This window comes from Acidovorax temperans (genome assembly GCF_028596105.1).
Taxonomy (GTDB): domain Bacteria; phylum Pseudomonadota; class Gammaproteobacteria; order Burkholderiales; family Burkholderiaceae_C; genus Acidovorax; species Acidovorax temperans.
Genome location: NZ_CP117193.1, coordinates 2,582,068 through 2,607,745 on the forward strand (window position 1 = coordinate 2,582,068; position 25,678 = coordinate 2,607,745).

Here is a 25,678-nt window from a genome sequence, read left to right on the forward strand (position 1 = left end):
TTCACCGTGCCCCAGCACCATTTTTTTCATCAAACTCGGTTACCCTTGGCAGCTTACTCTTTAGGAATGCACCATGAAAAAACTCAACGTCACCATCCAGCTTGAAATGTCCGTGCCCGACGATTGGAGCCTGGTGGAAACGTCTGAAGGCACGCCCGTGCTCCAGTTGCCCGACGGCACGTTCATGGACCTGGCCATCGAACCCCTGTTTGCCACCAACCCCGAAGAGACCTGGAGCAGCACCGACGACGATGAGGTGCTCAACGATGTGCTGGACATGGTGGACAGCGAATCCGTCACCTACGAATTCACCCCCGTCTGACGCGGCGCTGCTAGCCCGGATATTTCACGCATGTAGGCAACGGCCTGCGCAGCGGGGCATCGCGGCGCGGATTTGAGCGAGCAAGGCCACGATGTTGGCCGCAGCCATGGGTGTGATGGTTGGCATGCGCAATGCGGTCGCACTGACCCCCACCCCGGCTTGGGTTGCGGGCCGTTTTTGTTTCATCGCGCCGGCCAGGCGCTGCTGGTGTGTTCAGGGTGAGCGCAGCTGGCTCATGGCGTGCGCGAAGGTCTGCGCACTGGGCCAGTTGGAGGCCAGGTACAGGCGGATGCGCCGCGTGTTGCGCGTCACCACTGCCGCCACCTTGAGCAGCTTCATGCGCAGCGTGTCGATCTGCGCCGTGGCCAGCTCTGTGCCCTGCAACGCCAACGCGCGCAGCCTCTCTACCAGCACGTAGCCCAGCGCGGCCAGCAGCATGCGCAGTTGGTTGGAGCGCAGCACATGGCAGCTCGTGCGCGTGGCGAACAGCCCTACCTGCGCTTCCTTGATCCGGTTCTCCGCCTCGCCGCGCTGGCAGTACACGCCGTCGTACAGCGCCTGGGGATCACCGGCAAGGTTTGTCACGATGAAGCGCGGGTTGCAGCCTTGCGCGCCCCATTCAAGCCGCGTGATCACGCGCCGCTCGTGCGGCCAGCTCTGTGCGGCGTAGTCGAATTCATCGACCATGCGCTGTTTGGCCCCGCTGCGCTCGTATTCGTCTTTCATTGAGAGTTCGGCAAACGCCACGCGCGCCTGCAGCCGTGCATTGCGCGCCAGACCCACGATGTAGTGCACGCCGGCGCGCTCGCACCAGTTCAGGATGCGTTGGCGGCAGAACCCGGAGTCGGCCCGAAACACGATGCGCACCTGCGGCCAACTCTGGCGCAGTCGGCGCACCAGCAGCTTGAGGATAGCCCCAGCGTGCTGCGCCGCATCGATGTTGCTGGGCCGCAAGTAGGCGCACAGCAGTTGCTGGCCGCAGAACACGTACAGGGGCAGGTAGCAGTAGCTGTCGTAGTAACCATGGAAGAAGCGTGCCTCCTGCTGGCCGTGCAACGGGTTGTCGGTGGCATCAAAGTCCAGCACCAACTCTTCGGGCGCGCTCTCGAAGCTGGCGATGAACTGATTGACCAACACCTCGTGCAGCCGCCACGCCGTGGCACGGTCGGCCCATTTCTCCAGTCGGCAAAGCGTAGGCGCGCTGGCAATCTCGTGGTCCACGCCAACAGCCGTCTGCACAGCCACGTCACAGCGCAGAGCACCGTGGTCGTTGAGGTCTTCCCAGCCCAGCGCCAGGCCGTACACCCGCTGGCGCAACATGTCGCGCACGTCGTGCGTGATCAGTAGCGGATTGCGCGGATCGGCGATGCAGCGCGCCGCCGCATCCATCAAGCCCAGCTTGCGATCGACCTGGCCAAGCAGCATCACGCCACCATCGCTGGTCATGCTGCCGCCGTCAAAACACCCCTGCACCACGCGCCGGCCCAACCGGCCAAAGTCCATGCTCCCAACGTCAATTTCTTCGGTACAGTTTGGCTTCGGCATTGCCCGCTCGTTGATCAAGATTCGACACCTGGATTTTCGGGCACACAAGGGCAATGCCGTCCTCGTTTGTGGCTCTACTACGGTGAAATATCCGGGCTAGCCGTCCAGCCAGCCAGCAACTCACTTCAAATTTGATAGCTGCCAGCGCTTATAGAATAAGCGCTGGCAGCTATTTTTCTTTCAAACACCGCCCCCTTCCATGCCGCTCTTGAACCGCCGCCACCTGCTCGCGTCCCTCACCCTGGCATCGTTGCCCGGCATTGGCCTGGCGGCCAAGCAGCGGCCCGCGCCCGCAGGTGTCTGGCCGCGCGCGTTGGCAGTGCCAGGCGGGGTGGCGCGGCTGTCGCTGGGCCCCGCAGCGCAGCGGCCCCGTGTGCAGGTGCGCCAGGGCGATGCGGATGTGCCCGTGCTGGTGGTGGGCGACGCCATCGAGTGGACGGCTGTGCTGGGCATTCCACTGGCCGCACCCACGGGCGACGCCCATGTGACGGTGCTGCCCGCAGCGGCCGAAGGGCAGGCACGGCAGGTTCACTACACCGTGGCCCCCAAGCGGTATGCGGAGCAGCAACTCACCGTCTCGCCCCGCACGGTAGACCTGTCGCCCCAAGACCAGGCCCGCTACGAGCGCGAACGCGACCACCAGGCCCGCATCATGGCCACCTGGAGCGAACCCGCAGGCGGCGCCGTGCCGTCCCTGCACATGCGCCAACCCACACCGGGGCGGCGCTCCAGCTCGTTTGGCCTGCGGCGGGTGTTCAACGGGCAAGCCCGCAATCCGCACAGCGGCATGGACATCGCCGCCCCCACCGGCACGCCCATCGTGGCGCCGCTGCCGGGCACTGTGATTGACACGGGCGACTATTTCTTCAACGGCGGCACAGTGTGGCTGGACCATGGCCACGGCGTGCTCACCATGTATTGCCACCTGAGCAGCATCGACGTGCAGGTGGGCGACACCCTGAGCGCAGGCGACGCCTTCTGTAAGGTGGGCGCCACTGGCCGCGTGACCGGGCCGCACCTGCACTGGGGCGTGATGCTCAACCGCGCCATGGTGGACCCAGCCCTGTTCATGGACCGACCGGGGCTGGAGCACAATCCGCCCCTCACGCTTGGAAAGGCTGGTGCTTTAGCCCCTGCCCCACGCCACCCACACCTTTGGTCTGCCCCATGCGCCTCACCTTGATTTCTGCCCGCCCGCACCCTGTTCCACGGGTTCGCCCAGCCCTGGGCGCACTGGCCTGCGCGGTGGCCCTGCTGTGCTCTGGCTGCGCCGTGGTGGCTGTGGCCGACGCAGCCGTTACGGTGGTGAGCACCACGGTGAAAGTGGGTGCGACCGTGGTGGGCACCACGGTAGACGTAGGCGCCGCCGGAGTGCGGGCGGTGGTGGGCAAAGATGAAGATTGACGCGAGCCGCTGCCGTCGCAACGCCCCATGACCCCACCCAGCCCCCGCCCCAAGCTCACCCGCCCCAGGCCAGCGGTGGCGCAGCCCACCGGCAAGGCAGCGCCCACGCGGGCAGGCGTGCGCAGACCGGTGGCGGAACGCATCGCACCCGAAGACGCGCTGCTGATCTGCTTTTACAAGCCCTACGGCGTGCTCAGCCAGTTCACGCCCGAGGGCAAGTGGCAAGGCCTCAAGGATTACATCGACCTGCCCGGCGTGTATGTGGCCGGGCGGCTGGACGCGGACAGCGAGGGCCTGCTGCTGCTGACCAACGACGGCAAGCTGCAAGCGCAGATTGCAGACCCGCGCTTCAAAATGGAGAAGACTTACTGGGTGCAGGTGGAAGGCACACCCGACGAAGCTGCCATGGCTGCCCTGCGCCTGGGCGTGGTGCTGAATGACGGCCCCACCCTGCCCGCCCACGCACGCCTGTTGAACCCGCCGCCCGATGTGGGTGAACGCGTGCCCCCGATCCGTGAGCGCAAGTCCATCCCCACGTCGTGGCTGGAGCTGGTGATCCGCGAGGGCCGCAACCGCCAGGTGCGCCGCATGACGGCAGCGGTGGGCTACCCCACGCTACGCCTGGTCAGGGCGGCCGTGGGGCCGTATTCACTGGAAGGGCTTGCGCCCGGCCTGTGGAAACAGGTGAGCGCGCGGTAGCCAACGCCCGGCTGCTAATTTGCAGCCACGCTTGCAAGAGTGTGCCTGCGGGGTATGCGGCTTCAGTTCCGAACCGTCAAATCAGCTCCATCAAGCCATCAAGCAAACACGTTGACGTAAAGCCCCGTGCTGGAGGCCCCGGCCACGCGTCCGTCTGCCCTGAGCAGCGTGGGGTCAGACGGTGGGGACGCCAGCGTCACCCCCGGCGGCGTGGCGGCAGGGCGCGATGCTGCATCAGTGGCCGCAGCCAAGCTGCTACGCGCCCGGTTGGCACGCTGGTCGGCGGTGGCGGATTGGGTGCGGAGGTCGTCAGCGCGGGCTTGTTCCTGGTCTGCGCTGCGCTGGGCGGCCTGCGCCTGGCTTTGCAGCGCGCGCGCCGTTTGCTCTGCCTGCTGCGCTTCGCGCCGAGCACTCTGCACAGCCAAGGAGGTATTGGCGGCAGGGGCCACACTGCGAACGGCGGAAACCATGGCGAACTCCTGGCGCTTGGGGGTGGTGCTGGGGGTGAACCTGCGGTGTGCGGTAGCGCGGCTGCGTCAGCCAGCGGCCGACATGCTGTCCACACCCTGGTAGGCCCGGCGGGCCTGCGCACCCAGGGCCCCTGCCACTTCAGTGGAAGTGGATTGGGCCGTGGCCCTGCGATTGACCTCGGCAGCCGCATCGGTCTCAGCCACTTGGCGCGCCTGCATGGCGTCATTCGTCTGACGGGCCGTCATGCGATCCTGGTCTTGTGTGTCCTGCGCCTGTCGCACCTCTTGCGTCTGCCGGGCCGAAAGCTCTTGCGCGCGGCGGCTGAAGGTGGCGGTGGCTTCACCGGCGTCGCTGGAGGGGCTGGCCGCATTGCCGGGCTGTGCGGCGGCTTCGCGGCGGGCGTTGCCCGCAGACTGAACGGCGGTGGTGGCAGTCAGCGGGCCGTATCGGGTGGCGGCATCGGCGCGGGGCTGAACAGATTCCATGGCTGCCTCCTGTTGCAGTGCATAAAAGTCAAATGGTCATGCAACCGCGCACAAAAGTAAAGGCTGCAGCCATTCAGACCCAGCCCATGGGGGTTCACAACCCGGGCATCAGCCCCCGCTGGACGATGCCTCAGGCGGCAGTTCATCGGCCGCCAGGTAGCGCTTGATCAGGTCAAAGAAGCTGTCGTAGAAAACGTCGGAGGCGATGGTTTCGCTCCCCACCTTGACCAACGAATCGCTGCTGGCCGCTATGGGCAACGACACGGACCCCAGGGCCCCCACGCCCAGGCTGGCGGAGTTGTTGGTCTTGCGCAGGGCATAGCTGTCCTGCAAGGCCGTCACAAACCCGAGGCTCACTTTGCCGCTGGGGCTGTCAGGCACGCACACCACGCGAATGACCATCTGCAAGTGGGTTTCTGGGCTGGGCTGGAAGCTCTTCTTCCCCTCCACCATCTCGGCCGTGGTGGTGTTGATCAGGTAGCCCTGGCTGAGCAAGGCGCGGCGCGAGGCCTCGCACGTCTGCGCAGGGGTGGCGTCAAACAGGCGCGAATAGGTGGCCACCGAGCCAAACTTCTCCTGCGGGCCGTAAAACACTGGCACGCTGCCGGTGGTGGCGCAACCAGCCAGCAAGGTCACCGCACACAGGGCGATGGCGCTCATCACCCGGCGCCCGATGGGCAGGGGCATGGCCCCGGCACGCGAGGCGCTTGAAAACTGGTTCAAATCTGTGTTCTCCGACAAGACTGGAAAGGTAGTGAAAGGGTAGCCGGTTTTTCTGGCCACTTTGTGAACTGCGAGCGTAAAGAACTGTAGCCCACCATGCGCCGCCGAGCGGGATCACCGTATAGTGGCGCCCCTTTTGGTTCCATTGCGCCACGGTTTGTTCCCGCGCGCCTTTGCTCGTGTCTCTCACTGTCATGTTCTGCCTGGTTGTTGCCATCAGCGATGGCGACACCCTCACCGCCCGCTGCGGCGCACCGGGGGCGTATCGCCCCGTCAAAGTACGCGTCGCCGCCATTGATGCCCCCGAAACCAAACAGGCGTTTGGCACCCGCTCCAAGCAGCACCTGGCGCAGCTGTGCTTTCGGCAAAAGGCCCGGCTACAGCCGCTGACCCGGGACGATTACGGCCGCACCGTGGCCAATGTGCAGTGTGCGGGCAAAGATGTGGCGGCCGCCCAGGTTGCCGCTGGGATGGCCTGGGTCTACGCGCCCTATGCACAGCAACACCCCCAGCTGCAGCCGTTGCAGCAGCGCGCGCGATCGCAGCGTCTGGGGCTTTGGTCGCAAAAGCGCCCTCTGGCGCCATGGACTTATCGGCAACGGCACCGGGCCTAAGGCGCCAGCAGTCAATGCGGCCAACCCTTGCGCGCTCCTGCGCCAGGCCAAGCGTTAGCATCCTCCTCCCCTCTCTGCAGGCCTCGGGGCCCGCCCAGCAACGTGACCATCCCCAGCCCCGCCCTCGCTGCCAAGCCGTCCGCCAGCATCTACCGCCACCCGGGCTTTCTGGCGTTCATCAGTGCACGGCTCATGGCGGTGTTTGCGACGCAGATACAGGCCGTGGTGGTGGCCTGGCAGGTGTATGACCTGACACGAGACCCCCTCGCACTCGCGTACGTGGGGTTGGCGCAGTTTTTACCCATGCTGTGCCTGCTGCTGCCCGCCGGGGATTTGATCGACCGTTTCAACCGCAAAGCCATCCTGGCCAGCAGCTGGGCGGTGGGAGCCGTGTGCAGCGGCGCACTGTGGTGGCTTTCAGGCCACACCACGGCAGGCGCGGCGGGAGTGGCGGGCGTATATGCCGTGCTGGTGTTGTTTGGCTGCTCGCGGGCGTTTTCTGGGCCCGCACTGCAAAGCCTGCTGCCGCAAGTCGTGCCGCGCGAACAGCTGGCCGCTGCCATTGCCGCCAACAACATGCTCATGCGCGCCGCCAGCATTGGCGGGCCCCTGCTGGGTGGGGTGCTGTATGCGCTGGGCTGGGGGCCGGTTGACCTATGCCTTGTGTTTTGTGGGCTTTGCGCTGGGCACCGTGCTGCTGTCACGCGTTGTCACCCTGCAGGCCCGCAATGCAGCGGCGGCCACGGGCACCATGTGGGAACGGTTTGGCGCAGGTATCCGTTTCATCCGCTCACGCCCCATCATCCTGGGCACCATTTCGCTGGATCTTTTTGCGGTGCTGCTGGGCGGTGTGGTGGCCTTGCTGCCCATCTACGCCAGCGAAGTGCTGCACGTAGGCCCGGCGGGGCTGGGTGCGCTGCGCAGCGCCCTGGCGGTGGGCGAAGTGGGTGCAGGGCTGTACCTCAGCATGCGCCCCTTCAACCGCAAGGTGGGGCGCACCATGTTTGTGGCGGTGGCCGTGTTTGGGCTGGCCAACCTGCTCTTTGCGGTGTCCACCTGGTTCTGGCTGTCGTTCGCGGCCTTGCTGGTGGCGGGCGCTGCCGACATGGTCAGCGTCTACATCCGCGGTGCGCTGGTGCAGTTCTCCACGCCCGACCATATGCGGGGCCGCGTGAACGCGGTCAACATGCTGTTCATTGGCTCATCCAATGAGCTGGGTGAGTTCCGCGCCGGCACCAGCGCCGCCTGGCTAGGCGTCGTGCCCGCCGCCGTGCTGGGTGGGCTGTGCACGCCGGGCGTGGTGGGGGGATGGACGCTGGGCTTCAAACAACTGCGCACGGTAGACCGGTTTGAAGAAGCCGCGAACGCGCACTGAAGTATTGCGCGCCAAGGCGGGCGGCTCGGCCCGTTATAAGCACTGTCAGGCGCGGTAGATCAGCGCAGCGGCACGCGCTTCCATGGCCAGCCCCTGCCCCACCGGGCCCAGGCGCTCTGCGGTCTTGGCTTTCACGTTGACCTGATCAGGTTGCACACCCAGTGCCTGCGCAATGCAGGCGCGCATGCCAGGAATGTGCGCTGCCAAGCGCGGCGCTTGGGCCACCACGGTGCTGTCGATGTTGCCAATCTCGTAGCCAGCCGCGCGCACCCGGCGGGCTGCTTCAGCCAGCAGCACGGACGAATCCGCGCCACGGAAGGCGGGGTCGGTGTCTGGAAAATGCGTGCCAATGTCGCCCAGACCGGCCGCGCCCAACAGGGCATCGGTGATGGCGTGCAGCAGCACATCGGCATCTGAGTGACCCAGAAGCCCCATGCTGTGCTCAATCACCACGCCACCAATCACCAAACGGCGGCCGGGCACCAGTGCGTGCACGTCCCATCCTTCACCAATCCGGAAATTCATCGCTTCACCTTCTGCCTGCGTAGAGGCAACCTGTTTCAAAAATCGTTCGCAAGAGGTTTGTGGAGCAGCCCTGGCTCAGCCACCCAGGTTGGGCGCCACTCGCCCGCCGCCAAAACGCTCCAGCGTCGTGCCATGCCCGCGCTGGGCCAGCACCGCGCTGGCCAGGGCAAAGTCATCGGGGTAGGTCACCTTGAAGTTTTGCGCCCCGCCAGGCACCAGCCGGGGGTGCAGCCCCATCGCTTCCATCGCGCTGGCCTCATCGGTCGCAGCAGGGCCGATGCGTTCAAGGGCTGCCATCAGCGGCCCGATGCGGAACATCTGCGGCGTTTGGGCCAGCCACTTGTCGCTGCGGTCCACCGTGGCGGCCACACGCACGCCGCCAGGGCCATCAATCGAGGTTTTCAGCGTGTCAGCCAGCTTGTGGGCGAGCAGACCGCCCACGCCATCGGTCGCGCAGGTGTCAATCAGGGTGTCGATCTGCGCCGAGGTGATGAGGCAGCGGGCCGCATCGTGCACCAGCACCCAGTCCTGTGGCTGCGCGCCGCGCGCCAGCAGCGCCTTCAGCCCTCCCAGCACCGTATCAGCCCGGGTAGGGCCGCCGCACTCCACCCTGAAGAAAGAGGGATGGGCATAGGCGTCCAGAAAATGGTCACCTGCCGCCACCGCCACCAGCGTGCCCAACAAACGGCTGACACCAGAAAAAGCGGCCAGGGTGTGCAGCACCATGGGCTGACCCGCGACCAAGTGGTACTGCTTGGGCAGCGAGGGTGCAGGCGCCGTGCCCGCTGCGGGCGCAGCCACCGCGCGCAGCCCCATGCCTGCACAGGGCACCAGGCCCCAAAAACGGCCATGGGCCGACAAAGGAACAGGATCAGAAGGGGCGGAGGGCAGGAGCGCAGCGGTCATGAGGAGAGCATTCTAAAATCCCCACTCCCCCGCCCCGCCCAGCCCGTGCGCGCTTCGCGCCCCAGGGGGTGCTGCGGGGCTGACGACACCGTCTCCGCATGGAACTGCCAAAACTCACCCCTGGTAAACGCTTCTCCCTGCCCCGCCCCGTGGGCAGCGCCGATTCCCTGCTGTTGGCCCGCCTGGCCGAGCGTGACAAAGCCTCTCACCGCACCACGGCCATCATCGCCGCCGACGCTGCCGACGCGCAGCGCCTCATCGACGAGATGGCCTTCTTTGCGCCCGGCCTGCGCTGCGCGCTGTTCCCCGACTGGGAGACGCTGCCCTACGACACATTCAGCCCGCACCAGGACCTGATCAGCGAGCGGCTGGCCACACTGTGGCGCATCTCGCAAGGTGAAGCCGATGTGGTGCTGGTACCCGCCACGACTGCGCTGTACCGCCTGGCACCACCCTCGTTCTTGGCCGGCTACACCTTCCACTTCAAGACGAAGCAAAAGCTGGACGAAGCCAAGTTCAAAGCGCAGCTCACGCTGGCCGGGTACAGCCATGTATCGCAGGTGGTAAGCCCTGGCGAATACGCGGTGCGCGGTGGGCTGATCGACCTGTTCCCCATGGGCTCGCTCGTGCCATTCCGCGTAGACCTGTTCGACGATGAGATCGACAGCATCCGCACCTTCGACCCCGACAGCCAGCGCAGCCTGTACCCCGTGCCCGAGGTGCGCCTTCTGCCCGGCCGCGAGTTCCCCATGGACGACGATGCGCGCGCCAAATTCAGAAGCCGCTGGCGCGAGATGCTGGAGGGCGACCCGACCAAGAGCCGCATCTACAAAGACATGGGCGCGGGCGTGGCCACGGCGGGCATCGAGTACTACCTGCCGCTGTTTTTTGACGAGACGGCCACCGTATTTGATTACCTGGGCAACGAAGCCACGGTGGTGCTGCACGGCGACCTGGAGCCTGCCTTTCAGCGCTTCTGGCAGGACACGAAAGACCGCTTCCGTCTGGTGCAGGGCGACCCCGAGCGCCCTGCCCTGCCGCCCGAATCGCTGTTTCTCTCGATAGACCAGTTCTACACCCGCGCCAACGAGCATGCCCAGTTGTCGCTGCGCCCCGGCGTGCAGGACGTGGATGACAACCCGCACTTCCAGAAGCTTGGCGACCTGTCGGTAGTGCGCGGTGCGGAAGACCCGCTGGCCCGCCTGCACGCCCACATCCGCAACACCCAGCACCGCGTGCTGCTGCTGGCCGAGAGTGACGGCCGACGCGAAAGTCTGCTGGACTTTTTGCGCGCGTCGCAACTGAATCCGCCCGCGTTTGATTCGCTGGCCGAGTTTCAGGGAGCAGCCGACGAAAAGGTGGGCATCGCCACCGCCGGGCTGACCGTGGGCTTCAGCTGGATCGAGGACGGCATCGACTTCGTCACCGAGACCGAGCTGTTTGCCGCAGGCCCCACCACGCGCCGCCGCAAGAAGCAGGAACAGGTGAGCGATGTCGAGGCGCTGATCAAGGACCTGGCCGAGCTGAACGTGGGAGACCCGGTGGTCCACAGCCAGCACGGCATCGGCCGCTACCGGGGCCTGGTCAACATGGACGTGGGCAACAAGAACCCCGATGGCTCGCCCGCCATGCAGGAGTTTTTGCACCTGGAGTACGCCGACAAGGCCGTGCTGTATGTGCCCGTGAGCCAGCTGCAGCTCATCAGCCGCTACACCGGCGTGAGCGCCGACGAGGCGCCGCTGCACAAGCTGGGCAGCGGCCAGTGGGAAAAGGCCAAACGCAAGGCTGCCGAGCAGGTGCGTGACAGCGCGGCCGAGCTGCTCAACATCTACGCCCGGCGTGCGGCGCGCGAAGGCCATGCCTTCCGCTACAGCCCGCAAGACTACGAGACCTTTGCCAACGACTTCGGCTTTGAAGAAACGGCCGACCAGAATGCCGCCATCCACGCGGTGATCCAGGACATGATCAGCCCCCGCCCCATGGACCGCTTGGTCTGCGGCGACGTGGGCTTTGGCAAGACCGAGGTGGCGCTGCGCGCTGCCTTCGTGGCTGTGACGGGCGGTAAGCAGGTGGCCTTCCTCGCGCCCACGACGCTGCTGGCCGAACAGCACTACCAGACGCTGGTGGACCGTTTCAGCAAGTGGCCGGTGAAGATTGCCGAGGTCTCGCGCTTCCGCTCCGGCAAGGAAATCACGGCCGCCATCAAGGGTATCGGCGATGGCACGGTGGACATTGTGGTGGGCACGCACAAGCTGCTGTCTGAATCCACCAAGTTCCACAACCTGGGCCTGCTCATCATCGACGAGGAGCACCGCTTTGGCGTGCGCCACAAGGAGCAGATGAAGGCCCTGCGCGCCGAGGTGGACGTGCTCACCCTCACCGCCACCCCCATCCCGCGCACGCTGGGCATGGCGCTGGAAGGGCTGCGCGACCTGTCAGTCATCGCCACCGCGCCGCAGCGGCGCCTGGCGATCAAGACCTTTGTGCGCAACGAAGGCACGGGCGTGATCCGCGAGGCGGTGCTGCGCGAGTTGAAGCGCGGCGGGCAGGTTTACTTCCTGCACAACGAGGTGGAGACCATCGAGAACCGCCGCCAGAAGCTCGAAGAAATCTTGCCCGAGGCGCGTATTGCCGTGGCCCACGGCCAGATGCCCGAGCGCGAGCTGGAGCGCGTGATGCGCGACTTCGTGGCCCAGCGCTACAACATCCTGCTGTGCTCGACCATCATCGAGACCGGCATCGACGTGCCCACGGCCAACACCATCATCATGAGCCGCGCCGACAAGTTCGGCCTGGCGCAGCTGCACCAGCTGCGTGGGCGCGTGGGCCGCAGCCACCACCAGGCGTATGCCTACCTCATGGTGCCTGACGTGGAAGGCCTGACCAAGCAGGCGCAGCAGCGGCTCGAAGCCATCCAGCAGATGGAAGAGCTGGGCAGCGGCTTTTACCTGGCCATGCACGACCTGGAGATCCGCGGTGCGGGCGAGGTGCTGGGCGAAAACCAGAGCGGCAACATGCTCGAAGTCGGGTTCCAGCTGTACAACGAGATGCTCAACGAAGCCGTCAAGGCGCTCAAGGCGGGCAAGGAGCCCGACCTGCTCTCGCCCCTGTCCGTCACCACCGACATCAACCTGCACGCCCCCGCCCTGCTGCCCGACGACTACTGCGGCGACGTGCACCTGCGCTTGTCGTTCTACAAGAAGCTGGCCACGGCCAAGACACCTGACCAGATCGACGGCTTGCTCGAAGAGATCGTGGATCGCTTTGGCAAACTGCCGCCGCAGGCCCAGACCTTGATTGACGTGCACCGCCTGCGCGTGCTGAGCCAGCCCTACGGGGTGGTGAAGGTGGATGCGGCGCCGGGCGTGATCAACATCACCTTCAAGCCCCAGCCGCCGATTGATCCGATGCGCATCATCGAGCTCATCCAGAAGAACAAGCACATCAAGCTGGCGGGCAACGAGAAGCTGCGCATCGAGCGCGAGTTGAAAGAGCCGAAGGATCGGGCACAACTGGTGCGCGATATCTTGCGCGGGCTCGGGCAGCCGCTGGCCCAACCCGCCCTCGGATAAACGCCACGCCCTCGGCAACACCGCGCCAGGAACGCTATGGAACTTGAAGCTTGTCTGATCGCGGTGGCCTTGGCCATTTCGCTGTGGCTGCGCCCCTGGCGCATGCTGAGCCGTCAGGCGCTGGAGAAAGACGGGCCTAGCGAGCCCTCCCCACTTGTGACGCCGCTGCTGGCTACACTGGTGGTGCTGCCCTGGCTGTGGGCGCTGCCCACACTGCATCGCATGCCGCTGCAGTTGCAATGGTCTGGTGCCTGCCTGGTGATGCTGATGCTGGGGTGGCCGCTGGCCATACCGGCCTTGGTGGCCGTGGGCGGCATTGCGGCCGTGCTTTCACCCTCGCTCGACTGGGCTGACGCCGTGGGCACGATTGCCTGGCAAGGGGTTGTGCCTGCCACCTTGGCGCTGGCATTGGGTGCGGTCATCCGGCGCCTGATCGGCACACAGCCCTTTGTCTACGTGCTGGGTCGCGCCTTTCTCGGCACGGCCGTGTGCTTGTTTTTGGCAAACGTGCTGGGGCAGTGGAGCGGACATTCGCTCCCAGGCGTGGAAGGCGACCTGTCGCTGGTCGCACGCTGGCTCATGGCCTGGGGCGACGCTTTCGTCACGGGCATGTTGACGGCGATCTTTGTGGCGTTCAAGCCCGAGTGGCTGGCCACATGGTCGGATCGTTTGTACTTGCGCAAACCCGATTGAAGCCGACCGCCGTGGCTGGTGGATTCTTGACATAGCGCAAGCCGCCCACGCCTCTGGGGCACGATAGTGGGATATCCATTCAAGAAAGAGGGTTTCCCCATGAAATTGCTGAACGACCTTTTCTCTACCGACTACGGCCTGATGAGCATCATCGGCATTGGATTCATGCTGTGCATGGCCGCGTTCTTCGTGCGCATGTTTGTGGTGAAGATGAACGAGCCACCAGCGCCCAACCCCGCACAGGTCGGCAAGGGCAACCGAGAAGGACAGACGTCCACGCGCTGAGTTGCTTTGAGAGGCGCCTGCAGTGATGGCGCTTTGGGCGCAAGCGTTTGCTTCGATTTTGATAGCTGCTCGCGCTTTATCCATGGGCCTTAGGGCCTTTTTTCGCTTTAAATCCTGTAGCCACCCACTAGTGACGTGGGCTGGCTGAGCGTGCGCTGACAAAGCCATGCGCCCTGTGCCCAATGTCTGCGGCACAGCGGCAGCCCTTTGCCACAGGGCTACCATTGCGGTTTTCCATTTCCGTCTAGCCGCAGTTTTTTCATGACACAAGCCACCGAACTGGCCCCAGGCCTCGTTGTCCAGGGCATTCAAGCGCCGCTCTCGCTGTCCCATTTCAAGCTGATTGCTTTTGACATGGACTCGACGCTCATCAACATCGAATGCGTGGATGAAATTGCGGATGCCGCTGGCCGAAAGGCAGAAGTGGCCGCCATCACCGAAGCAGCGATGCAAGGACTGATCACCGACTACAAGGAAAGCCTGCGCCAGCGCGTGGCCCTGCTCAAAGGGGTGACGGTGAGCCATCTGGAGCATGTGTTCACCGAACGGCTGCGCTTCAACCCCGGAGCCAAAGAGCTGATCACCGCCGCGAAAGCCGCCGGACTCACCACGCTGCTGGTATCGGGAGGCTTCACCTTCTTTGCCGATCGCGTTCGCGCGGGCCTGGGCATCGACTTCGCCCGCTCCAACATGCTGGAAGTGGACAACGGCCAGCTGACCGGTCGCATGGTGGACCAGGCTTGGGGCGACATTTGCGATGGCGCCGAAAAGCGCCGCACCCTGCTGGAGCTGGCATCGCTGATGGGCATTTCCCCCAAGCAGGCCATTGCTGTGGGCGACGGTGCCAACGACCTGCCCATGATGAGCGTCTCTGGTCTTTCAGTGGCTTACCACGCCAAACCCACCGTGCGTGCGCAAGCCCATGTGGCCATCAACCAGGGTGGCCTGGACCGTTTGCTCGAAGTGGTGACTCCGTAAGCTCCTTCAAAAAGGTTCGACAACGGACCTTTTCGAACACACAACAGCTCTGCCCCTTCGCAACAGCACCGCCCAACCAGGGGCAGTAATCAATGCAGGTGGAATAGGCCCGGCCAGGCCCTAGGCCACCTCAAGCACGCTCACCGGATCATTTCACCGCCACGCCAGACGCAGGCTTGGCGCTGCGCCGGGGATGCTGAACCAGCGGCAACACCTCCATGGTGGAAGTGGGCGCATCCACCAAATCCGCCAGGGTCACGCCATCCAGCACCGCCAGGTAAGCGTTGATGGCTGCCCCCAAGGCACCCTTGAGCCGGCAGTTGTCACTCAAACGGCAACGGTTCACCCGGGGGTCAAAGCACTCGACCAGGTGAAAGTCGGTTTCGGTCTGGCGCACCACGGCGCCCAGGTTGATCTCGCTTGGCGGCTTCATCAGGCGCATGCCGCCTCCTCTGCCCCTCGTTGTCTCGAGCAAACCCTGGGCAGCAAGCTCTTGCACGATCTTCATCAGGTGGCTGCGCGAGATGCCATAGCCCTCGGCCACTTCGGTGATCGTCACAGGTTGTTCACGGCCCTGCGTAGCCGCGCAATACATCAGTACACGCAAGGTGTAGTCAGTCCATTGGGTAAGGCGCATGGCGTTGTTCCTGGCTCGAATTAAAAGATGCTTGCAACGTGAATTTTATTGAATAAAATATTCATACCAAATGAATCTTTAAGGAAGACCCCATGAATGCCCGCCTGCAAGACACCCAACCCGCTTTGAGCGCAGAGCAAGCCATCGGTCAGATCGCTGTGGAGCTGCCAGGTTCCACCGCCGTTTTTCGCCGTTTGAAGCTGGACTTTTGCTGCGGCGGCCAGATCAGCCTGCGCGAGGCGGCTGCACAGAAATCGCTGGACGTGGACGCCATCCTTGCCGAGCTGTCGCAACTGCAGCGCAGCACTGACCTGCCTGGCATTACTTCGCCAGCCGAACTGGTAGACCACATCCTGGCCCGCTACCACGAAGTGCATCGCGCGCAGCTTCCTGAGCTGATTCGCATGGCGCGCCGAGTGGAAGCTGTGCACCGCGACAACCCCGATGTGCCAGCAGGCTTGGCCGATACGCTGGAAGCCATGCACGAAGAGCTGCTGTCGCACATGGAGAAGGAAGAAACCATTCTGTTCCCCATGCTGAAGACCGGCGGCAATGCCTTTGTGGTTCACCCCATTGGCATGATGCGTGCCGAGCATGTGGACCACGGTGAGGCGCTCGACAAGCTCAACGCCCTGACCAACGATGCCACGCCCCCCCAGGGCGCGTGCAACACTTGGCGCGCCCTGTATGCCGGCATCGCCCAGCTCAACGATGACCTGATCAACCATATCCACCTGGAAAACAACGTGCTTTTCCCTCAGTTTGAGGCGTCTTCCAAGGCCGGGGGTTGCGGTACGTCAGCATGTAGCTGCAGCTGATCGCTCACACTGTGCGCCATGCAAGCCAACCTGACCTATCACACCCCCACTGTTGAGAGCATTTCCGAGTTGGTGCACGCGTTTTATGCCGATGTGCGACAAGACGCGCTGCTGGGCCCGGTGTTTGACGAGGCCCTGAACGGCCAGTGGGACGAGCACTTGCACAGGTTGGTGGATTTTTGGAGCACAGTGCTGCTGGGCAGTCGCAGCTTTAAAGGCAATGTGCTGGGCAAGCACATGCAGCTGCAAGGCATCACGCCCGCCCACTTTGCGGCCTGGGTGCGTTTGTGGAACGAGCACACGGCCCGGCTGTTTGCTCCGGAAGTGGCACACGGGCTGCAGGCCGCAGCGCATGGGGTGGCCCGCAATCTCTTCCGAGGGTATTTTGGGGAGCTGCCCGGCTTTGCCACGCCGCGCCAAGACGCCCATGCCAACGGGGCTTGAGCGCTTCGCGCCCATTCTCCAGTCACGGGGTTGGTGACCGGAAACCCCTGCTGCCTTTCAACAAGCCTGCGCCGCAAGCGCAGGCTTTTGTCTTACCGCCCCTTGCCCCCGGGGGTGAAGAAAAGTGCCACGCCGACGGCGATCAACGCGACAGGCCACCAGACGCGAAGCAGTTCGCGCAAGCTGATGCTGATGAGCCCCAGGTTGGTCAACAGAAAAAATACGCCCAGAACAATCAGCACGATGGCTGCGACGTTGCCCTTCATCTGCACTCCTTTTTTTTTATGAATTGATCGGCAGCCATTATGGTGCCGGGCCCCCACGCATCCGCGATGCGGCTTGAGGCAGGGCTACCGCCGCCGCAGCGGCGTCAAAAGCTCGCTCAAACCGTTGTGGTCGATTTCGTGCATCAACGCCAGCAAACGGCCCAGCTCGTTGTTCGGAAAGCCCTCGCGGGCAAACCAGTTCAGGTAGTTGCCGGGCAAGTCTGCCAACACACAGCCTTTGTGCTTGCCATAGGGCATTTGCACCGTGACCAGGCGCTGCAACGCGGCCGGGTCTAGCCCAGGAATGTTCACGCCTTCAGCCCCCTGCCCGCTTGACCTTGTAACCCAGCTTCTGCAGCGCGGCCATGACCTTTTCGACATGGTCGCCTTGCACCTCGATCACACCGTCCTTGACGGTGCCACCGGTACCACAAGCGGTTTTGAGCTGCTTGCCCAGCTGCTCCAGTTGGTCTGAATCCACCAGAACGCCTTTGACCAAGGTGACAGCCTTGCCCCCACGGCCTTTGGTTTCACGCGATACGCGCACGATGCCGTCGCCCGTGGGCACTGGCTTGATTTGCTTGCAGACGCACTGCGCCTGTGGCTTGCTGCAGGCAGGGCACATGCGGCCATGGTCGGTGGAATACACCAGCCCACCCAGGCTTTGAAGGTCGCGCAACGAGGCCATGGCTCACTTCCCTCTCGCGTTCAGTAGCTGGAAATTGAGCAGGCGGGTGGCCATCACCGTCTCGGTGAAAAACAGCACCAATGCGGCCAGGAAGGAGATCACGCCCGACAGAAAGCTGGCCACCGCCCAGCTGTGCCCCCGGAAATCCATGGTTTCGCCCAGAAACAGCAAAACGATGGTCACGCCAATCAAGAAGCCGCACAGCGTCAGCAACCCGATGCAGGCATTGGCCAAGCGCCCACGGGTGCGCAGGTAGCCCAACTCCAGCATGGCGTGGTCGTGGTGTTCGGCATCGCTGGAATTGCGGGCCCTGTCTTCCACCACGCGTGCACGGTCAATGATGCGCGCCAGCCGCCCAGCCACCGCGCCAATCATGCCGGCCACGGCAGTCAACAAGAAAACCGGGGCCACGGCCAGCTGGATGCCGTGGGTGATGGTGCTGGGTTCGGGGGCAATGCTCATGGTCGGCTACCGGTAAGAAATCAACGCTGCAAAAGCGCGGGGAAGCGATTATCGGTGTGTTCCCGTGGCTCCAGACAGGGCACCCACCCCCTGCCGCTGAAGTACGAGAGAAACAAACTTTTCCACAGGCCTGTGCCGCCTGGCGCGAAGTGCCCGACAATCAGGCGATCCCTGCACCGCGAAATGCCATGCCCGTTGCGCGACGGGTCTGGGCATCACGACCTGCCAACGGTTCAGGGGCGCAGGTGCTCCCGCACACACCGTGTTTCGCGCTTTATTTGCCTCGCCAGACTCCAATCCATGCCTTTTGCCTCCCTCGGTTTATCCCCAGCACTTGCCCAGGCCGCTGTGGCCAGTGGTTTCACTGCGCCCACGCCTGTGCAGGCAGCGTCCATTCCATCGGTGCTGGAAGGACGCGATGTCTTGGCCTGTGCCCAGACCGGCTCCGGTAAAACCGCCGCCTTTGCCCTGCCCTTGCTGCAGGCCTTGCAAAGCGCCCCCCAGCAAAGGGACCCCAGCGTTCTGGTTCTGGTGCTGGTGCCCACGCGCGAGCTGGCATCCCAGGTGGGCGAGGTATTCAGCCAGTTCGCGTTGGCCCTGCCCACCCGCACCAGGGTGGCCGTGCTGTACGGGGGAGTCTCCATCAACCCGCAGATGATGCGCCTGCGCGGGGGCGCAGATGTGGTCGTGGCAACGCCTGGCCGGCTGCTGGATCTGGTGCAGAACAACGCACTGCGGCTGGGCCAGGTCCAACACCTGGTGCTGGATGAGGCCGATCGCCTGCTGGATCTGGGTTTTTCCGAAGAGTTGCAAGCCGTGCTGCAACTGCTGCCGCAGCGCCGCCAGAACCTGTTTTTCTCGGCCACCTTCCCCCAAGAGGTGGAAGCGCTGGCGGGAAGCCTGCTGCGCGACCCCGTGCGCATCGAGATTGCCGCCACCGAGCAAACCCAACCCGATATTGCCCAACGCGCCATCGTGGTGGATGCCCCCAGGCGCACCCAGTTGCTCAAGCACTTGATCGAGCAGCACCAGTGGTCCAGGGTGCTGGTTTTCGTGGCCACCCAATACGCCGCAGATCACGTTGCAGAAAAGCTCTACAAAGCAGGCATCTACGCATCGCCGTTTCACGGCGGGCTCAGCCAGGGCTCGCGCGCCCAAGTGTTGCAAGAGTTCAAGGATGAACGCTGGCAGGTGGTGGTGACCACCGATCTGGCCGCACGCGGAATTGATATTGCCCAGTTGCCCGCCGTGGTGAATTGCGACCTTCCCCGCTCTGCGGCCGACTACACCCACCGCATCGGCCGCACCGGTCGTGCAGGGCAGAGTGGTGTGGCCGTGAGCTTCATCACCCCGGAAGCCGAAGCGCATTTTCAGTTGATCGAAAAGCGGCAAAACCAGCAGGTGGCGCGTGAAACCGTGGCGGGCTTTGAGCCCACGGCCGTGGCCGTGAACAAGCAGCCGCCCGGCACTGGCGGTATCAAGGGCAAACGCCCCAGCAAGAAAGACAAGCTGCGCGCTGCGGCAGCCCTGGCCGCCAGCGCCCAGGCCGACTCCAAAGACTGACGCCACCAGCGCGTCAGCGGCACGTTCCAGGCCGCAACGCGGCAGCGCCTGGGCTTGGCACATGCGTGACACTTTGCAAAAAAATGTGTGCGAGCGGGTCGTGGCGGGTGCCACAATGCACCGACTATTCCGGCAAGCCCACCCATGTCTGACCCACTAGATCTGCTGCACGCGCTGCCTGGGGCTGTGCTGATCACCCAGGACGGAGCCATCCGGTACGCGAACGCGGCCGCGGTGGCATTGCTTGAAGTGGAAAGCGCCGGATGCCTGATCGGGCGGCAGTCTGGCGAATTCGTGCACCTGGTGGACCAGATCCGCTCCACCCAACGCATCCAGCAAGTGGCTGACCCTGACCAGGAGGGGCGCCCCAACAAGTCCTCCGAATTTCGCATCTGCACGGCCAAAGGCCATTTGCGCATGGTACTGATCTCCAGCGTCGCCGTGGAGTGGCATGGCAAGCCCGCCGTGCTGATGTGCGGGCTGGACATGACCCACCAAAGTGAAATCCAGGCCCAGCTGCGCGAGAGTGAGCAGAACTTTCGCCGTCTTTTTGAAAACATGCAGGACGTGTACTACCGCACGGACGCCAACGGCGTCGTCCAGCATGTGGGGCCTGGTGTGCGGCGCGTGCTGGGTTACGAGCCCCACGAGATCGAGGGCCGCACGGCCGAGTCGTACTACCCGCAAAGCAAAGACCGCGACGCCTTCAAGGCGGCCATCCAGCAAACAGGTGAGGTGTCGGACTTTCCGGGGCAGATGGTGCGGCGGGATGGCTCGGTGATCGACATCTCCATCAGCAGCCACGCCCTGTACGACCAAGCCGGCAATTTTGCGGGCGTGGAGGGCATCTACCGCGACGTGACCCAGCGCAAAAATCTGGAGCGCGAGCTGCACCGGCTGGCCACCACCGACATGCTCACCGGCATGGCCAACCGCAGGGCTTTTCTGGAAGCGGCCACCCAGGTGTACGAACAGGCACGCGCCGATGGAGCGCCGTTTGCCCTGCTCATGCTGGATCTGGACCATTTCAAAACCATCAACGACGAATTGGGCCACCTGGAGGGTGACCGGGCGCTGGCAGAGTTTGCCCATGTGGTCAAAGCCCAGCTCCGGGCCACGGATGTGGTGGGCCGCTTGGGCGGTGAAGAATTCTGTGTGCTGCTGCCCCTGACGGCGCACGACCAAGCCGTCGAGATTGCGACCCTCATCATGCATGGGGTTGCCTGCACGCCTCTGACCGATGAGACGGGCCGCCCCTACCGCATCACAGTCAGCGTAGGGGTAGGCACCATCAGCCCCCACGACCGCAGTTTGCGGGACGTTTTGGACCGCGCCGACCAGGCGCTGTACCTCGCCAAGAACCGGGGCCGCAACCAGATTGCCATAGCGCCGGTGGACGGCTCTCCCACGTAAGGACCAGTCCAAGGCAAGGTCGGGCCGATGGCCGCGAACCCCTGGCCCTTCAGTGCGTGGACACAGCCACGCACAGGGTGAAGCTTATTGCGCCCCTGGGTCGCCCGATCCTGGTTCGCGCTTGCCTGAACCCTTGCCACGGGACTTGAGTCGAGCCTCTTTTTTGGCAGCGCGCTCGGCATCCTTGGCCAAGCCTGCAGCCAGCCAGCGCTCGAATTGCTCAGGGGTTTCCAGCGTGATTCGGCCCAGCGTGGCGGTGCGGAAGTCGGTCATCACGATCTCGGCGGTTTTTTGCAGGTTCACCCGCCCGCCGCTCATCATGGCGCCACGCTTGCGGCCAATGGCTTCCAGCAGCTCGTCGTCCTGCATCTCGGCCATGGCGCCGGGCGGCAGACCCAGTTTGTAGCGCGCTTCCAGCAACGGCGCGTAGTGCTCTTGCAGGCGGCGCAGCAGCTCCAGCGCCACCAGTTCTTCGTCGTAGGCATTGCGCCCCACGGCACCGCTGGCAGCCAGGTTGTAGCCGCTCTCGGGCACGATGATGCGGGGCCAGAGCATGCCGGGGGTGTCCCACAGGTAGAAGTCATCGGCCAGCGTGATGCGCTGCTCCAGCTTGGTGATGCCCGCCTCGTCCCCCGTCTTGGCCTGACGCTTGTTGCTGAGCGTGTTGATCAGCGTGGACTTGCCCACGTTGGGCACGCCGCAGATCAGCACCCGCATGGGCTTGGCCATGCCGCCCCGGTTGGGTGCCAGCAGGTGGCAGGCATCGATGAGCTTGCGCGCCGGGGCTGGGTCAGACGCATCCAGCGGCACGGCACGGGTTTCGCTCTGGGCGTTGTACCAGTCCAGCCAAAGGGCCGTGCGCTCGGGGTCGGCCACGTCCTGCTTGTTCAGCACCTTGAGGGTTGGCTTGTGGCCCGTAAGCTCGGCCAGCAGCGGATTGGCGCTGGAGCCGGGCAGGCGCGCGTCCAGCACCTCGATCACCACGTCAATGTCCTTGATGCGTTCGGTGATGGCTTTCTTGGTCAGGTGCATGTGACCGGGGAACCACTGGATGGACATGCGGGATCTTTCTTGTTCGTTCAGTTCAGACAGAGGCGGCAAGGATAATCGCGCTGCGCTTTCCTGCGCCACCATTTCTATTGCGGCAGCCGGTCAAACCGGCACGCCACCTTTTTCAGACGCCCATGCCACCACACCAACCCACGCCCCCCAACACCCGGCAGCCCAGCAAGGCCGACAAGGAACTGCTGTTCAAAGGCGTGACTTGCGCGCTCATCGGGCTGGTGATTGTGCTGGCGCCCTACATTGCCCGCTCGGGCGACGTGCGCGAGCTGATGGGCCAGGTAGCAGCCGTGGGCTGGTTTGCGCTGGTGCTGGGCGGGGCGTTCATCGTGCAGTACGTGGTGCGCCGGGTGCGTGCCGGGGCACACCGCCAGTGAGCACGCGGCCTGCCCTGCCCGCCGTGGCTGCGACCCGCGCAACGGACGGACCCAGCGCAAGCGCCATGTTTGCCGCGCTGCAGGCCCAAGCACTTGCGCAGGGCCTGGCATTGCGACCACCACCGGCCGAGCCCACCACCTGCTGCGGGCGGGGTTGCAACGGCTGCGTGTGGGAAGGCTTTGCAGACGCTGCAGAGTACTGGCGGCAGGAAGCGCTGCTGGTGCTGGGTTATGAATAAAAATGGGCTCTAGCGCTTACACAGCAAGCGCAAGCAGCTCACATTTCAATAGCAACCCAGCATTAAACCGGTCAGCCCCGGCAAATCAGCCCAGCCCCTCCACCGCCATGTACTGCTCGCGCCAAGCCTCAAACGGCAGGGTGTCAGCGGCTTCAATGGCCTTCTGGGCGGCAATGGACTCTTCGCTCATGGCCACGTAGCGTGCCTGCTGCTCGGCCGTCCAGGGCAAGTTCAGCAAGGTGTCGCGGGCCAGTTCTGACTGGTGGAAGGCGAAGCTTTCGAAGCTGCTGGCATGTTCGCGCACCATGGTGGCCAGCACCCGGGCAGAGGGGGTGCGCTCGGGCGCCTGCATCAGCGCGCGGGCCTCGCGCAAGGCGGCGCTGTAGTCGGTGCAGCCGTGGGTGGCGTCCAGCGCGGCCGCCAGGGGTTCGCACGCCGCCAGCACTTCGTCACCCCATTGGGTCAAGGCCACAGCCTGGCCCTGGCGCTGCAGCAGCAGGCCGGGCTCGCGGCCACGCTCGGCCGTGAGGTGCTGGTTCTGCTTGAGTTCCGCGATCTCTTCAGGGGTGTCCGGCGGGCTGTCTGACAGCAGGCAGTGCAGCAAGAACACATCCAGCAGACGCATGGTGGGCGCTGTGATGCCAACGGGAACGAAGGGGTCGATGTCCATCAACCGCACTTCCACGTATTCCACCCCGCGCTCACGCAAGGCGTGCAAGGGGCGCTCGCCCGTGCGCACCGTGCGCTTGGGGCGGATGGTGCCGTAGAACTCGTTTTCGATCTGCAGCAGGCTGGTGCCCAGTTGGTTGTAGTCGCCGCCCGGATTGCGCACGCCCACCTGTTCGTAGGCGGGGTAAGGCTTGGTCAGCGCTTCGTGCAGCGAGTTGGCATAACCCTGCAGGCCGTTGTAGCTCACGGCCAGGGTGGCCTGGGCATCGCTCTGGTAGCCCAGCCGCCCCATGCGCAGTGATGTGGCATGTGGCAGGTACAAGGCGCTGTCGCTCAGGCGTTGCAAGCGGTGCTCACGCCCTTGCACAAAGCAAGGGCACAACGCGGGCGATGCGCCAAAAAGGTACAGCAGCACAAACGCATGGCGACGGAAGTTGCGGATGAGCGAGAAATATTGCTCGCTGCTCACGCCGGGCAGCGACCAGTTGTAGTGAATGCCCGAAATGGTCTGCATGCGCCGGCCGTAGCGGTGGCCCAGGCCCATGCGGTACACGCTCTTGGCCCGGCCCACATTGGAGCCGCCATAGCGGGCCAGCGGAATGGTCTCGTCCGTGGGCAGCCCGCACGGCATGCTCGACGCCCACAGCAGCTCGCCGCCGCTGTCCTTCAAGGTGTGGTGCACAAACTGGTGCACCTCGGTCAACTCATCCATGCACTGCTGCACGCCCAGGTGTGCGCCGGTGATGAGTTCCAGTTGGGATTCGCTGTAGTCGGTGGTGATCAGCGGGTGGGTGAGTGCAGAGCCCAGGGCCTTGGGATGGGGGGTGAGCGCCAGTCCTCCGGTGGGCTGCACGCGCAGCCCCTCTTTTTCCACACCACGGCGAATGCCGCGCAGGGAATCGGTGGGGAGGGCGTTCAGTTTGTCCTGCAGTTTGCTCATAAGGTAATACCGGTCCATCTTCTCATTGGCCCGGAACTTAGCACGGCCCGGCCCCCTGCGCCCGAACCCTGCTCAAGTCCTTGTCGTAAAACGGCTGAAAACACAGCCCCGCACGCGCATCGGAAGGCTGTGGTTGGAGGCTGCTCGCAGCCCCTACCCTTCGTCCCCCGCCAGCACTCAACGGGCCGCCATCGCCTTGGCCACCTCGTTGGTACCTTGGGCCGCGCCGCTTTGCGGCACCTGTTCACCGGCGCGATTCGTGACTTCGGCCAGGCGGGCCGCAAGCTGCTCGGGCACCTCAGAGCCAATGCCCAGGTGCACGCCCTGCGTGAGCGTGATGTGGGCCGCCTCGAACGTGCCAGCCCCGGCGCACAGGATGGTGCGGGTGGGCGCGGACTCGTGCGCCAGCACCAGCATGGCGGGCACCACGGCCTCGGGCTTGAGGGCGTCCAGCACTTCCTGGGGCATCAGCCCTTCAGTCATGCGCGTGGCAGCTGTCGGTGCCAGGGCGTTGACATGGATGTTGTGCTTGGCGCCTTCCAGGGCCAGGGTCTGCATCAACCCCACCTGAGCCAGCTTGGCAGCGCCATAGTTGCTCTGCCCAAAGTTGCCATACAGGCCGGTGGACGAGGTGGTCATCACGATGCGCCCGTATTGCTGGGCCACCATGTGCGGCCACACCGCCTTGCAGCAGTACGCCGCGCCCATCAGGTGCACATCCACCACCAGGCGGAAGTCGTCCATGTTCATCTTGGCAAAGCTCTTGTCGCGCAGAATGCCGGCGTTGTTGACCAGCACGTCCACTCGCCCCCAGGCGTCGATGGCTTGCTGCACCATGGCTTCCACCGCTGCAAAGTCGGTCACCGAGGCCGCATTGGCCAGGGCCTCGCCGCCCGCAGCACGAATCTCATCCACCACCTTTTGCGCCGCGCCTGCTGTACCACCGCTGCCATCCACGGCGCCACCCAGATCATTGACCAGCACCTTGGCGCCGCGGGCCGCCAGGGCCAACGCATGTTGACGCCCCAGGCCGCCACCTGCACCCGTGACGATGGCTACGCGGCCTTTGAATTCGATGTCTGCCATAGAAAGACTCTCCTGTATCTAAAAAGGGGGGGAATGGGATGAATGTCGGAACAAAAACTGCTGGCAGCACTGTACGGCAACGCCCGCCGCGGCATCGTTGCGAAGGGGACAGAACGCCGTGCACGGGTTATCCCTGACAGCACTGGACAAGCATGTGGATAAGTGGGGAAAAGTCTTGTATGAGACTGCTAAGTGGTTGATTTATCAAGAAGCCACTTGTGCTGCTTAATTTTTCATCAACGCAAACCACTCAGGCGCTCAGTTTTCCCTGTTCACGCTGAACAAGCCTGTGCATAAGTTTTGACAAGTCTTGTATGAGCGATGCAACCCTTTGATTTTCAAAGACTTTCAACGAAATGCTGAAAAATTAAGCAAATCTACCACCCGGTGCTGACACGCGAGTTTTCAGCGGTTATC

At 64.3% G+C, this 25,678-nt stretch carries 29 protein-coding genes and 1 pseudogene; 16 read left to right on the forward strand and 14 right to left on the reverse strand.

The genetic code is table 11. The annotated features are described in order from the left end of the window. Positions 1-73 precede the first annotated feature (73 nt). Positions 74-322, forward strand: coding sequence for a hypothetical protein (locus PQV96_RS12215; RefSeq protein ID WP_044400959.1), 249 nt, complete (start codon positions 74-76; stop codon positions 320-322). A gap of 213 nt (positions 323-535) precedes the next feature. Here PQV96_RS12215 and PQV96_RS12220 read toward each other — a convergent pair whose 3' ends face one another. Beyond that, on the reverse strand, positions 536-1,867 hold the full coding sequence (locus PQV96_RS12220) for an IS1380 family transposase (RefSeq protein ID WP_103737289.1): 1,332 nt from the start codon (positions 1,865-1,867) through the stop codon (positions 536-538). Positions 1,868-2,066: 199 nt separating this feature from the next. On the opposite strand from PQV96_RS12220, the gene PQV96_RS12225 reads away from it, so the two are divergent. Genes PQV96_RS12225 through PQV96_RS12235 form a run of 3 tightly spaced genes read left to right on the forward strand, consistent with a single transcriptional unit; the run spans position 2,067 to position 3,970 of the window. Continuing rightward, entirely contained in the window at positions 2,067-3,050 is a 984-nt protein-coding gene (locus tag PQV96_RS12225; RefSeq protein ID WP_273623077.1) for a peptidoglycan DD-metalloendopeptidase family protein, read from the forward strand. Beyond that, complete coding sequence (locus PQV96_RS12230) at positions 3,035-3,271, forward strand: hypothetical protein (RefSeq protein WP_207373037.1); 237 nt, start codon at positions 3,035-3,037, stop codon at positions 3,269-3,271. Before PQV96_RS12225 ends, PQV96_RS12230 begins: the two co-directional genes overlap by 16 nt. Before the next feature lie 27 nt (positions 3,272-3,298). Continuing rightward, the gene (locus PQV96_RS12235; RefSeq protein WP_273623078.1) at positions 3,299-3,970 is read left to right on the forward strand and encodes a pseudouridine synthase; all 672 of its coding nucleotides are present in this window, start codon (positions 3,299-3,301) and stop codon (positions 3,968-3,970) included. Between the two features lie 98 nt (positions 3,971-4,068). On the opposite strand, the gene PQV96_RS12240 is transcribed toward PQV96_RS12235, so the two are convergent. The 3 genes from PQV96_RS12240 to PQV96_RS12250 form a co-directional block, all read right to left on the reverse strand. Then, positions 4,069-4,440 carry a hypothetical protein gene (locus tag PQV96_RS12240; RefSeq protein WP_273623079.1) on the reverse strand — a complete coding sequence of 124 codons (372 nt, stop codon included), beginning with the start codon at positions 4,438-4,440 and terminating at the stop codon, positions 4,069-4,071. Positions 4,441-4,506: 66 nt separating this feature from the next. Continuing rightward, on the reverse strand, positions 4,507-4,926 hold the full coding sequence (locus tag PQV96_RS12245; protein ID WP_273623080.1) for a hypothetical protein: 420 nt from the start codon (positions 4,924-4,926) through the stop codon (positions 4,507-4,509). A gap of 108 nt (positions 4,927-5,034) precedes the next feature. Next, a complete protein-coding gene (locus PQV96_RS12250; protein WP_198847514.1) occupies positions 5,035-5,613 on the reverse strand; it encodes a DUF2242 domain-containing protein in 579 nt (192 codons plus the stop codon). Between the two features lie 230 nt (positions 5,614-5,843). Between PQV96_RS12250 and PQV96_RS12255 the strand changes: the two genes are divergently transcribed. Both PQV96_RS12255 and PQV96_RS12260 read left to right on the forward strand, forming a co-directional pair. Further along, positions 5,844-6,263, forward strand: coding sequence for a thermonuclease family protein (locus PQV96_RS12255; protein ID WP_211360827.1), 420 nt, complete (start codon positions 5,844-5,846; stop codon positions 6,261-6,263). Between the two features lie 192 nt (positions 6,264-6,455). Next, positions 6,456-7,638, forward strand: a pseudogene (locus PQV96_RS12260) (MFS transporter). 45 nt (positions 7,639-7,683) lie between these two features. On the opposite strand, the gene ispF reads toward PQV96_RS12260, so the two are convergent. Both ispF and PQV96_RS12270 read right to left on the reverse strand, forming a co-directional pair. Continuing rightward, positions 7,684-8,163, reverse strand: coding sequence for a 2-C-methyl-D-erythritol 2,4-cyclodiphosphate synthase (ispF, locus tag PQV96_RS12265; RefSeq protein ID WP_273623081.1), 480 nt, complete (start codon positions 8,161-8,163; stop codon positions 7,684-7,686). A 75-nt stretch (positions 8,164-8,238) separates the two neighbouring features. Next, positions 8,239-9,069 (reverse strand): IspD/TarI family cytidylyltransferase, encoded by an 831-nt coding sequence (locus PQV96_RS12270; protein WP_273623082.1) that lies wholly within the window; start codon positions 9,067-9,069, stop codon positions 8,239-8,241. A gap of 98 nt (positions 9,070-9,167) precedes the next feature. Between PQV96_RS12270 and mfd the strand changes: the two genes are divergently transcribed. The 4 genes from mfd (at position 9,168) to serB (ending at position 14,597) form a co-directional block, all read left to right on the forward strand. Continuing rightward, positions 9,168-12,641: a transcription-repair coupling factor gene (mfd, locus tag PQV96_RS12275; protein ID WP_273623083.1), complete on the forward strand. Its 3,474-nt coding sequence runs from the start codon at positions 9,168-9,170 to the stop codon at positions 12,639-12,641. Between the two features lie 36 nt (positions 12,642-12,677). Further along, the gene (locus PQV96_RS12280; RefSeq protein WP_273623085.1) at positions 12,678-13,334 is read left to right on the forward strand and encodes a hypothetical protein; all 657 of its coding nucleotides are present in this window, start codon (positions 12,678-12,680) and stop codon (positions 13,332-13,334) included. A 99-nt stretch (positions 13,335-13,433) separates the two neighbouring features. Beyond that, positions 13,434-13,619 carry a DUF3149 domain-containing protein gene (locus PQV96_RS12285; protein ID WP_066789441.1) on the forward strand — a complete coding sequence of 62 codons (186 nt, stop codon included), beginning with the start codon at positions 13,434-13,436 and terminating at the stop codon, positions 13,617-13,619. Between the two features lie 261 nt (positions 13,620-13,880). Then, the gene (gene serB, locus PQV96_RS12290; protein WP_273623086.1) at positions 13,881-14,597 is read left to right on the forward strand and encodes a phosphoserine phosphatase SerB; all 717 of its coding nucleotides are present in this window, start codon (positions 13,881-13,883) and stop codon (positions 14,595-14,597) included. 148 nt (positions 14,598-14,745) lie between these two features. Here the strand turns inward: serB and PQV96_RS12295 are convergent, their stop codons facing one another. Further along, complete coding sequence (locus PQV96_RS12295) at positions 14,746-15,234, reverse strand: RrF2 family transcriptional regulator (RefSeq protein WP_273623087.1); 489 nt, start codon at positions 15,232-15,234, stop codon at positions 14,746-14,748. A gap of 92 nt (positions 15,235-15,326) precedes the next feature. Here PQV96_RS12295 and ytfE point away from each other — a divergent pair, with 92 nt between their 5' ends. Further along, positions 15,327-16,052: an iron-sulfur cluster repair protein YtfE gene (gene ytfE / locus PQV96_RS12300; protein ID WP_273623088.1), complete on the forward strand. Its 726-nt coding sequence runs from the start codon at positions 15,327-15,329 to the stop codon at positions 16,050-16,052. Positions 16,053-16,070: 18 nt separating this feature from the next. After that, positions 16,071-16,496, forward strand: a complete 426-nt coding sequence (locus tag PQV96_RS12305; protein ID WP_066694100.1) for a group III truncated hemoglobin — start codon at positions 16,071-16,073, stop codon at positions 16,494-16,496. Positions 16,497-16,588: 92 nt separating this feature from the next. Here PQV96_RS12305 and PQV96_RS12310 read toward each other — a convergent pair whose 3' ends face one another. The 4 genes from PQV96_RS12310 to PQV96_RS12325 form a co-directional block, all read right to left on the reverse strand. Then, positions 16,589-16,762 carry a LiaI-LiaF-like domain-containing protein gene (locus tag PQV96_RS12310; RefSeq protein WP_170207419.1) on the reverse strand — a complete coding sequence of 58 codons (174 nt, stop codon included), beginning with the start codon at positions 16,760-16,762 and terminating at the stop codon, positions 16,589-16,591. Between the two features lie 84 nt (positions 16,763-16,846). Further along, entirely contained in the window at positions 16,847-17,068 is a 222-nt protein-coding gene (locus tag PQV96_RS12315; RefSeq protein ID WP_273625253.1) for a DUF3820 family protein, read from the reverse strand. Between the two features lie 10 nt (positions 17,069-17,078). Next, a complete protein-coding gene (locus PQV96_RS12320) occupies positions 17,079-17,450 on the reverse strand; it encodes a translation initiation factor Sui1 (RefSeq protein WP_198848004.1) in 372 nt (123 codons plus the stop codon). 3 nt (positions 17,451-17,453) lie between these two features. Beyond that, complete coding sequence (locus PQV96_RS12325; protein ID WP_142084619.1) at positions 17,454-17,912, reverse strand: DUF2721 domain-containing protein; 459 nt, start codon at positions 17,910-17,912, stop codon at positions 17,454-17,456. 300 nt (positions 17,913-18,212) lie between these two features. Here PQV96_RS12325 and PQV96_RS12330 point away from each other — a divergent pair, with 300 nt between their 5' ends. Continuing rightward, positions 18,213-19,475, forward strand: a complete 1,263-nt coding sequence (locus PQV96_RS12330) for a DEAD/DEAH box helicase (protein WP_273623089.1) — start codon at positions 18,213-18,215, stop codon at positions 19,473-19,475. A 144-nt stretch (positions 19,476-19,619) separates the two neighbouring features. Further along, entirely contained in the window at positions 19,620-20,888 is a 1,269-nt protein-coding gene (locus PQV96_RS12335; RefSeq protein ID WP_273623091.1) for a sensor domain-containing diguanylate cyclase, read from the forward strand. A gap of 84 nt (positions 20,889-20,972) precedes the next feature. Here the strand turns inward: PQV96_RS12335 and ylqF are convergent, their stop codons facing one another. Further along, complete coding sequence (gene ylqF, locus PQV96_RS12340; RefSeq protein ID WP_273623092.1) at positions 20,973-21,947, reverse strand: ribosome biogenesis GTPase YlqF; 975 nt, start codon at positions 21,945-21,947, stop codon at positions 20,973-20,975. A 125-nt stretch (positions 21,948-22,072) separates the two neighbouring features. On the opposite strand from ylqF, the gene PQV96_RS12345 reads away from it, so the two are divergent. Together PQV96_RS12345 and PQV96_RS12350 are read left to right on the forward strand one after the other, a co-directional pair. After that, positions 22,073-22,327, forward strand: coding sequence for a hypothetical protein (locus PQV96_RS12345; RefSeq protein WP_066690810.1), 255 nt, complete (start codon positions 22,073-22,075; stop codon positions 22,325-22,327). 65 nt (positions 22,328-22,392) lie between these two features. Further along, positions 22,393-22,566, forward strand: coding sequence for an oxidoreductase-like domain-containing protein (locus tag PQV96_RS12350; RefSeq protein WP_066782794.1), 174 nt, complete (start codon positions 22,393-22,395; stop codon positions 22,564-22,566). An 85-nt stretch (positions 22,567-22,651) separates the two neighbouring features. Here PQV96_RS12350 and gshA read toward each other — a convergent pair whose 3' ends face one another. Both gshA and PQV96_RS12360 read right to left on the reverse strand, forming a co-directional pair. Further along, the gene (gshA, locus tag PQV96_RS12355; protein WP_273623093.1) at positions 22,652-24,175 is read right to left on the reverse strand and encodes a glutamate--cysteine ligase; all 1,524 of its coding nucleotides are present in this window, start codon (positions 24,173-24,175) and stop codon (positions 22,652-22,654) included. A 177-nt stretch (positions 24,176-24,352) separates the two neighbouring features. Next, on the reverse strand, positions 24,353-25,261 hold the full coding sequence (locus PQV96_RS12360; protein WP_044397557.1) for an SDR family NAD(P)-dependent oxidoreductase: 909 nt from the start codon (positions 25,259-25,261) through the stop codon (positions 24,353-24,355). Between the last annotated feature and the right edge of the window lie 417 nt (positions 25,262-25,678).